Origin of the sequence: Natronospira sp. (assembly GCF_007134575.1) — a bacterium.
In the GTDB taxonomy this organism is placed as follows: domain Bacteria; phylum Pseudomonadota; class Gammaproteobacteria; order Natronospirales; family Natronospiraceae; genus Natronospira; species Natronospira elongata.
The window spans coordinates 1-8054 of sequence record NZ_SLKM01000169.1; the positions used below are offsets into that span (position 1 = coordinate 1).

The 8054-nt window shown below is 61.6% G+C and carries 9 protein-coding genes; 3 read left to right on the forward strand and 6 right to left on the reverse strand.

The window, feature by feature from the left end:
- Positions 1-801: ThiF family adenylyltransferase (locus tag ACJWXQ_RS06640; RefSeq protein ID WP_406672424.1), on the forward strand; the 801-nt coding region annotated here is incomplete at its 5' end.
- Between the two features lie 102 nt (positions 802-903).
- Positions 904-1125, forward strand: coding sequence for a YjfB family protein (locus ACJWXQ_RS06645; RefSeq protein WP_346053445.1), 222 nt, complete (start codon positions 904-906; stop codon positions 1123-1125).
- A gap of 136 nt (positions 1126-1261) precedes the next feature.
- Here ACJWXQ_RS06645 and ACJWXQ_RS06650 read toward each other — a convergent pair whose 3' ends face one another.
- The 4 genes from ACJWXQ_RS06650 to ACJWXQ_RS06665 form a co-directional block, all read right to left on the reverse strand.
- Complete coding sequence (locus ACJWXQ_RS06650; RefSeq protein WP_346053443.1) at positions 1262-2950, reverse strand: DUF1566 domain-containing protein; 1689 nt, start codon at positions 2948-2950, stop codon at positions 1262-1264.
- Positions 2951-3033: 83 nt separating this feature from the next.
- The gene (locus ACJWXQ_RS06655; RefSeq protein WP_406672425.1) at positions 3034-3321 is read right to left on the reverse strand and encodes a hypothetical protein; all 288 of its coding nucleotides are present in this window, start codon (positions 3319-3321) and stop codon (positions 3034-3036) included.
- A gap of 237 nt (positions 3322-3558) precedes the next feature.
- A complete protein-coding gene (locus ACJWXQ_RS06660; RefSeq protein ID WP_406672426.1) occupies positions 3559-4086 on the reverse strand; it encodes a hypothetical protein in 528 nt (175 codons plus the stop codon).
- Positions 4087-4420: 334 nt separating this feature from the next.
- Positions 4421-5605 (reverse strand): alginate export family protein, encoded by a 1185-nt coding sequence (locus ACJWXQ_RS06665; protein ID WP_406672427.1) that lies wholly within the window; start codon positions 5603-5605, stop codon positions 4421-4423.
- Positions 5606-5739: 134 nt separating this feature from the next.
- Here ACJWXQ_RS06665 and ACJWXQ_RS06670 point away from each other — a divergent pair, with 134 nt between their 5' ends.
- Complete coding sequence (locus ACJWXQ_RS06670) at positions 5740-6441, forward strand: Crp/Fnr family transcriptional regulator (RefSeq protein WP_406672428.1); 702 nt, start codon at positions 5740-5742, stop codon at positions 6439-6441.
- 246 nt (positions 6442-6687) lie between these two features.
- On the opposite strand, the gene ACJWXQ_RS06675 is transcribed toward ACJWXQ_RS06670, so the two are convergent.
- A complete protein-coding gene (locus ACJWXQ_RS06675) occupies positions 6688-7119 on the reverse strand; it encodes an Rrf2 family transcriptional regulator (RefSeq protein ID WP_346052551.1) in 432 nt (143 codons plus the stop codon).
- Between the two features lie 94 nt (positions 7120-7213).
- Positions 7214-7939, reverse strand: coding sequence for a helix-turn-helix domain-containing protein (locus tag ACJWXQ_RS06680; protein ID WP_406672429.1), 726 nt, complete (start codon positions 7937-7939; stop codon positions 7214-7216).
- Between the last annotated feature and the right edge of the window lie 115 nt (positions 7940-8054).

The following is an 8054-nucleotide window of genomic DNA, read 5'->3' on the forward strand; positions in this document are numbered from 1 at the left end:
ATCGTCGGCGAGAACGGGCGGCTGGATCGCGACAATGTCCAGCGCCTGTTCGAGGACCACGATGTCATCGTCGATGGCAGCGACAACTTCGATACCAAGTTCCTGGCCGCTGATGCCGCCGTGAAGTTCGGGGTGCCGCTGGTCTACGGCTCGGTCACCGGCTTCGAGGCCCAGGTCACGGTCTTCGATCCCGACCACGGCCCCTGCCTGCGCTGCCTCTTCCCCTCGCCCCCAACGAGTTGGGTGCCCAACTGCGCCGAGGCCGGGGTCCTTGGTCCCCTGGTGGGCATGGCCGGCAGCCTGCAGGCCATGCAGGTCATCCAGCTGATCGTGAGCCAGGCCCTGCCGGGGCGGCTGGAACCGCTGATCGGCCGGCTCTGGACCCTGGATGCGCGCAGCATGGACAGTCACTGCCTGCGAATCCGCAAGCGCCCGGACTGCGGCCTGTGCAGCCTCGACCCGGCCGCGGTTGAACTGCCCCGGCCAAGCCGTGACCCCGGCCAGGACATCGCTCCCAATGAGGCCTCTCAGTTGGATGATGCCCTGTTCCTGGATATCCGGGAACCGGATGAATGGGCCGCGGGCCATATCCCCGGGGCCGAGAATCTGCCCCTGTCCCGGCTGCTGGAGGGCGAGCGCCCGGCCCGGCTGGGCGAGCGGCCCTGTGTGGTCTACTGTACCCGGGGCACGCGTGGCGAAACGGCCGCCCGCCTGCTGGCCGAGGAAGGCCACCCCCGAATCCACAATCTCCTGGGCGGCCTGGCCGCCTGGCCCGGCCCGCGCCGCCAGACAGACCGCTGATCCAGCCAGGCCCACCGCTCAGCCCCTCGCGTGGCCACCGGGGACAAACAAGTGCACTCGACCTGCTAGGCTCAAACTATCCATGATCCAAACGAGGGACTTATGGCTGATATCAGCGCCATCGCCGCCACGGCCAGCAACATGAGCATGGCCCAGACCAAGGCGGAAGCCGAAGTGGCCGTGCTGCGCCGCGCGCTGGACGCCCAGGAAACCCAGGCGGCCCAACTGATAGAAAGCCTGCCCGACTTCAACCCGGCCAGCCCGGCCACCCAGGCCTCCGCACCGGACCCTCGCCTGGGCAGCCTGATTGACGTGCGCGTCTAGCCTCAAGCAACAAGCAGAAGGGGCACTCATTGAGGCGGGTTACCCCGCCTCTTTTTTCTTGTCAAAAGTGACAACGGGCCTGGTAAACCATCACTCAATCAAACACGCCGGCGCTTCCTCGAACGATAAGCTCTGATCATTCCAGATCCCGGACCAGCCGGACGTGGGTTTCTTGTGGAAGAGAGCTTCTCAGGTTGTCAAGATCAACGGGAATGGTCCGCACAATGCCCTGATCCTGAGTAATACCGAAAAATTCCGGGTCTCTTAGCTCCTCTCTCGCGCTCCCCTCGCCCCAGTAAACAGCAGTCGAGGACAGGGCGTGGGATTTTCTGGGCGTATTGGGGAAAAGATTGAGATCGATGGCCGGATGGGCACAGGAACGCTCTATCAAGGTATCCAGCTCCTTGATGTTGGGCACACGCCAGTCATCGTAGCCGGCGTAGCTGTAATCAGCCGCTGTCTGCAGTGCCGACTGGATATCCAGGGTGGTGGGCTCTCCCACGCAGGTTTCCCCATCCCATTCCTGGCCAATGCTGCATCGCATCCACATCAGGCCATACGCCTGGTGGACCACCGTGCCGTCCGGCCGGGGCATCAGGTCTTGCGGGTGGTTGCTTCTCGGGATGTTGTCAACACACTTCTGATCACCTCGAGCTTCCACCGCAGGAATGGTTTCGTCCACATGCTGATTGTCTTGACTGACATGCCGTGCGAGTTTCACATGGGAAGAGATATCGGCTGCTTGCGGGGCATGCAGACTGCCCCCAGTATGATGATTCCACCCCATGCCTAGTGATTCAGCGTCATCGCCGGGTTCCATATCGAGCAAAGGGTTGACGAAGGCGGACCCCGACCAGAAGAACGGATAGGTTCCGCGGTGCCTCTGACTGGGGAAGTAAGTGGTGTCAACAAAGTTGTTGATTCGCCTTCGAATCGTGGGTGATGGATGATAGTTGTTGATGGACAGCCACTCCCGAACGGTCGGCAGCCGCCAGTCATTGTAGCCGCACAGCCCTTTCTCATTGACGGCCTCGATGAAATCCCTGGTGCTGCAGTATTCCAGGGGGCAGCTTCCAAGCGCGGTATGTCGAATGCCTGCCCGACCCCCGTTGACACGCTCATCCGGGTTGTACCAGCTCCAACGATGAACCAGGGCGTGGATATCGTCCTCATCGGCATACCAGTCGTCCGGATCAGCGGTCTTGACCTCCCACATCAGTCCGGTGACATTGTCGCGCACACAGCGCCATTCTTCGGCATCCGCGGGCAGGGTCGCACCATTGGCGGCAATCTTGGTGAAATCAAAGCCGGCGTGGCCGGCGTCGATTTTCTCAAGCTCGCCCTCTGCCGCCAGCCGGTCCCGACCGAAATCCGCGTCCTGGCCCGGCCAGTCCGCCACCGGGCAGCTCACCATGGCATCCGCATCACCGTCATAGCACTGCTGCAGGCCGGTGTCGTTGAGCCCCCCAATGGGGGTAAAGGGCCCTTCCGGGCGGGCCCCGGTCCGGGCCGCTTCGCTGTCGGCGCGCAGCCAGCGTTGCGCCACCACCGCCAGGTAGTAGTCGGTTTGATTATCAAGACCATCCAGCCGCACCGGCGGCGCCTCTACAACAAAGGTTTCAAAGGCCTCGTCAAGGGCCTGGTCCTTGGCTGTCAGCACATAAACCTGATAGCGCTGGGCCTCGTCGGACAGCGACCAGTCCAGCCGGATCTCGCCATCACCGGTCTCGACAGTCAGATCCGTCGGCGCCGCCAGGGGATCCTGATTACCGCAGCCGGCCAGCAAGAGCATTGCGAACAACACGGTGAAAAATCTGATTCCCATGTTTCTTCCCCCAATCTTCCATCACACACGCAGCGCCCCCATCGCTGCGATGGGGGCGCCGGGACACATCAAGCATTCAAGCGTCAGAGCAGGTCGTCTCGCTCGAAGCCTTCAAAGGTCTGGAGGAAATACAGGATATCGGCGTAATACTCCCCCTTGTTTTCGTCCCGGTGTTCCGTGCGCCATTGGTTCAGCGTGGCGGCCGCCATTTCGGCTGCCATCTCCGCCCCGTGCAGGCGGATGTCATAGCTGACGCTCCGGCCATGCAAATCATCGCGGACCACGTAATGGCAATGGTCGTTGGCCCACGCCAGGGACCGATGGCGGTCGTTCCCATCACTCCGGGTCTCCCTTTCAATCAGCTGGGCCATCGCTGGCTGGTCGCTTGAAAGAAGACTTCCGGAGCAGAGTTGCCAACTCGGAGTCTGTGTGATCCGAACATTTCCATTGATAACCGAATTAGCATTGGATCCGAGCTCCTGTAGGTCGTCGGAACTGGAATCTCTGACCAAGTCGAGGCTATTGGTGGTCAAATCCTTGGCCAGGATCCTCTCTTGAGCCATTGCCGTTAGATAACTGGCAGCCAGGCTGTAGTCGGCTGTCAGCCGTCAACGGAAGTCTTCATAATTGTCATTGACATAGATCGGGTGATTGACCAAAGCGACCGTTCTTTCGAAGAGGTCTTCCAGCCGATCAACATTCTGATACCCACTTGAGGCAACATCGCTCCGATAGATCGACAGTATTTCCTGGAACGTTCTCAGGTCACTGACGTAATAACCTCGATCCTGCTTGAAGTTCTCCTCACGAACAATCTGCCGGATCTGTTCCAGACTCCAGTCACTGAGATCCACCGGGCCACTGTCGCTGAAGATCGCATCGATCACGATGGTGGCGATCTGGACCCAGTCCGCCGGGCCGTCGGAGGCAGTGGACGGAACATATCCCTCCAGCACATCCGGACTTGCCGTGGCTTGCAGGATGGACCAGGCGGCCTCGCTGACGCTCTCGGCGCTCTGGGTCTGGGTGGAGTGGGTCGAGACGGCTTCCGCCTGGACCTGGGTGGTCACGCCAAAGGAAGCCAGTGCGAGTGTGCCGGCCGCAGCCAGCGAAGTGGCAATGGTTGGCATTTTCATCGTTTTCTCCCTTTTGATCCTTTTGACGATCTCAGCCCTTCCGGGCTGAGCCCGGCCTCATCGCCGGGCCGAAAAGATAATATTTATCCTCGCCCCGTGCGTCAATACGCCCACAAAAACGTCGCCGCAAGGAACAGGATATCGGGGCCAGACGAATGATTCCCGGGAGGCAGTGCTACTTTCTCCGGTGTAAGACCTGGATCAGTCCGGTGACACCGACGGTGGCAGTCTGATTGACACCAGGGCCTGATCACGGCCAACCGAACACGCAGAAGGGGAATTGATCGAGGCGGGTTGCCCCGCCTCCTTATTGGGTTGATCGCGCTTTTCCGGGCTAGAAGCCCGCGGAGAGGGTCCACCAGAGCTTGCTGACGTCGGGGCGGTTGTCGCCGCCGTTGTGCCAGGCGAGCTTGATCTCGGTCTGCCAGGGGCCGGTGAGGGGGCGGGCGGCGAGGAGGTTGAGTTCGCTGCCGAGGTCGATGCTGGTGGCGTCGGCGCGGAAGTCGTGCCAGCGGGCCAACAGGCGCCAGTCGCCGGCCTGCCCGCCGATGCCGAGCCAGGTATCCTGCAGACCCACGTCCGGCGTGGTCAGGAACTGATCGGCCCAGCCGTTGTGGGCGTGGAGCGTGGCGAAGGGGGTCTGGAAGGCCTGCTCGCCGTCGCCGCCCAGGCGTTCGTGGCCGAGGAACCAGCGCCAGCCGTCGAGGCGTTGCTCCAGTTCCAATCGCCAATAGTCCTGCGTCTCTTGGGGGCCGGCATCGCCGATGCCGTCCTGGCGGGCGTATTCCAGGCGGTAGTGAAAGCCTGCATCAGTGCCCGGCAGGGGGCCGTTCAGGCGGATGCCCAGGTTCTCATGGGAGGCCGGGCGGTCCTCGAACTTGAAGCGGTGGGCATAGAAGCCGAGACGGGTGTCGCCCCAGTGGCGGTTGACCACCGCCAGCCAGCTGTCCAGCTCGGCCTCGGCCATGAGGCGGTTGGGGTGGTTGGTGCCGAAGATGCGGTGGGCACGGTCGAGATGAGTCAGGGACAGGTCCCAGTCGTCGCTCGGGCGCCAGTTGACATGCAGGGCATCGAAGGTCTGTTCCAGCTGCCTGAAGCCCACATTACCCAGGAAGCGGGCGTTGTCGTCGATCAGGCGCTGGCGCCCCAGCCGGGCTTCCAGCTCGTCTCCCTGGCGATAGCGTACCCAGGCCTGGGAGATCCCGGTATCGGCCGGGTCGGCCACCACGGGTCGGGGCTCGGGAGCGACGGTGTCGTTGTAGCGGCGCTCACCGATCACCCGGTTGCCGTGGAACATGACCCCGGCATCGAACCCCTGCCACTCGGCACTGCGCAGGCCCAACTGCAGGCGAGCGGTGGAGGCCAATGCTTCCTTGTCCACCCCGTCCTGATCCACGAACTCCACCCGGTAGCGGAAATCCAGCTCCGTGACCGGATCGGCGAGGACTGCCGGTGGCATCGCCAAAAGGGACGAAAGGACCAGACAGGCGGGAAGGAAGTAAGGCTTTTTGCCAAACATTATCTCGGCTCCCAATAGGGTGTAATTGATGCTGGTGATGATTGTCCTTGTCCTGAGTGGCGCTGTACTTGATTCAGGTCATGATTGGGCTGCTTGCGGTCACATATCAGGCAGCAATTGCGTAAACTAGCCCCATGACCAGCACTCAACGACCCAGCCGACAGCACGTCGACGAGCACCGGATCTTTTCGGCTTTGCCCGAGACCCTGCGAGAACGGGTCCTGGCAAGGGCGGAGATTGTCGAGATCGACCGGGGAGAGACCCTGTTTCACGAGGGTGACCCGGCCCGGCGCATCTTTCTCTGCGAGGCCGGCCAGCTCAAGCTCTATCGCCTGGCTCCCAACGGCAATGAGAAAATCATTGCCCTGCTCCAACCCGGCAGTACCTTTGCCGAGGCCACCATGTTCATGGAGGAACGCAATTATCCAGTCAACTGCGAGGCCCTCAAGGCAAGCCGGCTGGTGGCTTTCGATGCCGATGACTGCGTCGCCATGCTACGAGAAGACGTGGATGCCTGTTTCAAGCTGATGGCCATGTTCAGCCGGCGACTGCGACAACGTCTGACCGATATCGAGGCCCTGTCGTTACAGAACGCCACGCTGCGAGTGGTCAATTATCTCTTGCAGCTTCAGCATCAGCAGGATGCCAGCGAGCAACTGGAGCTGCCCACCTCCAAGAAACATGTAGCCGGACTGCTGGCCCTGCAGCCGGAGACCCTCTCCCGGGTCTTTGCCCAATTGCAGGAGGGTGGCGTCATTCAGGTATCGGGGCGCCGAATCCGCATTCTCGATAGCGAACGCTTCAACGATATCACTTACGGCCTGGCAATCTCCTGAACATTACCTGAATTGATCCTCATCAAGGATCGTCTCGTCATTGCGCCTCAAAATATGCATGCATCTTGCTTCTTTTATGACGCGCTGGAAGTGGAGAGAAAAGGCGCGGCACCCGACCGCCTCTAGGACGCAGCAACAACCACGGAGAAAGGAAAGGGCCCCATATCGGGGCCCTTTTGCGTCCGTGACAATCTGGAGGGAGCACGGCTGGAACCGTCGCCACCGGAGACGTCTTTCAAGAACAGTCTAGGATTGGAGCAGCCCGGCCAGGGCCTCTCGCTGCCCCATGAGGTCGTCCAGGGTGTAACCATCCAGGACGCGCATGAATTCCCGCAGGGCCTCGTCAAGGACATGCATCAAACGGCAAGCCGGCACGATGTTGCATTGACCCGCCCCGCCGGGAAAGCACTCGGCAATGGCAAAGTCTTCTTCCATCTCCCGCGCCACCGCGCCCAGATTGATCTCGGCCGTCGGTCTGGCCAGCCGGATGCCACCGCCCTTGCCCCGCCGGGACAGGAGAAAGCCGGCCCGGGCCAGACCCTGGACCACTTTCATGAGATGGTTGCGGGAAATCCCGTAGGCTTCGGCGATTTCATTGATGGTCGCCTGTTCGCCAGGGCGAATAGCGAGATAGATGAGAACGCGATAGGCATAGTCTGTATGGCGGGTCAGATGCACGGGGACAATGCGCTCCGATGGGGAACCTGAGTTCCTTGATGCATGAAAAATGCATTATAACCACGCCGGGATCGGGACGATATGCCCCGGGAACCTAGCTCCCCGCCGCCAAACGCTCCAGCGCCGGTCGGTCGATCAGCTCCACTTCGCGGCGCTCAACTTCGACCAGACTCTGTGCCACCATTTTTCGCAGCACCCGGCTGATGGTTTCCGGCGCGAGACCCAGATAATTGGCAATGTCACGACGGCTCATGCTCAGGCGGTAGCGGTGGGCGGAACAGCCCAGCTGGGCCATTCGTTCGCTGACATGCAGGAGAAAACTCGCCACCCGACCCTCGGCGGGCTGTTCGAAGTCCCGATCCATGAACAGGCTCAGCTCGCGACTGGCCAGGCGCAGCAACTGGTGCTGCAGGCGGGGATGGCGACGGGCCAGGCGTTCCAGGGAGCCCGGCTCGAAGGCGCAGACATGGGCGGTATCCAGGGCCTGCACCCGGCACTGGTACTGCCCCCCATAGAGGCCATCTAGGCCAATCAGCTCTCCGGGCATGTAGAAGGCACAAACCTGCTCGTGCCCGCCGGGAAAACACCTGACGCCCTTGAAACTGCCTGAGCGCACTGCGTAAACGGCGGTAAGGGTGTCAGATTGACGATAGAGGCAATCACCTGTGTGCAATGTCCGCCCCGGGCCGGCGGTGTCTTCCAGGTCGATGATTGCCGACCCTTCCAGGTTGGCCGGCAGGCAGTCCTTGCGACGATGACAATCGCGACACCGACAGGGGTTGCGGTGTCGCAAATCAATGGTCTGTCCCTGTTCCGGCATACTGGCTCCTTGCTGGCCGCACGGGTCCGGGCCGGCGCCTCGCGCGATTGTGGCTGGCGCATCCCAAAATTCTGCCTGCATCACTTAAGGAACCTCTGATCAATTCATTCGCGCC

Excerpts from the sequence above, each read along its gene's own strand:
- ACJWXQ_RS06660 (WP_406672426.1), bottom strand. The coding sequence starts at position 4,086 with ATGAAAATGCCAACCATTGCCACTTCGCTGGCTGCGGCCGGCACACTC.
- ACJWXQ_RS06645 (WP_346053445.1), top strand. The coding sequence starts at position 904 with ATGGCTGATATCAGCGCCATCGCCGCCACGGCCAGCAACATGAGCATG.
- ACJWXQ_RS06650 (WP_346053443.1), bottom strand. The coding sequence starts at position 2,950 with ATGGGAATCAGATTTTTCACCGTGTTGTTCGCAATGCTCTTGCTGGCC.
- ACJWXQ_RS06655 (WP_406672425.1), bottom strand. The coding sequence starts at position 3,321 with ATGGCCCAGCTGATTGAAAGGGAGACCCGGAGTGATGGGAACGACCGC.
- ACJWXQ_RS06670 (WP_406672428.1), top strand. The coding sequence starts at position 5,740 with ATGACCAGCACTCAACGACCCAGCCGACAGCACGTCGACGAGCACCGG.
- ACJWXQ_RS06665 (WP_406672427.1), bottom strand. The coding sequence starts at position 5,605 with ATGTTTGGCAAAAAGCCTTACTTCCTTCCCGCCTGTCTGGTCCTTTCG.
- ACJWXQ_RS06680 (WP_406672429.1), bottom strand. The coding sequence starts at position 7,939 with ATGCCGGAACAGGGACAGACCATTGATTTGCGACACCGCAACCCCTGT.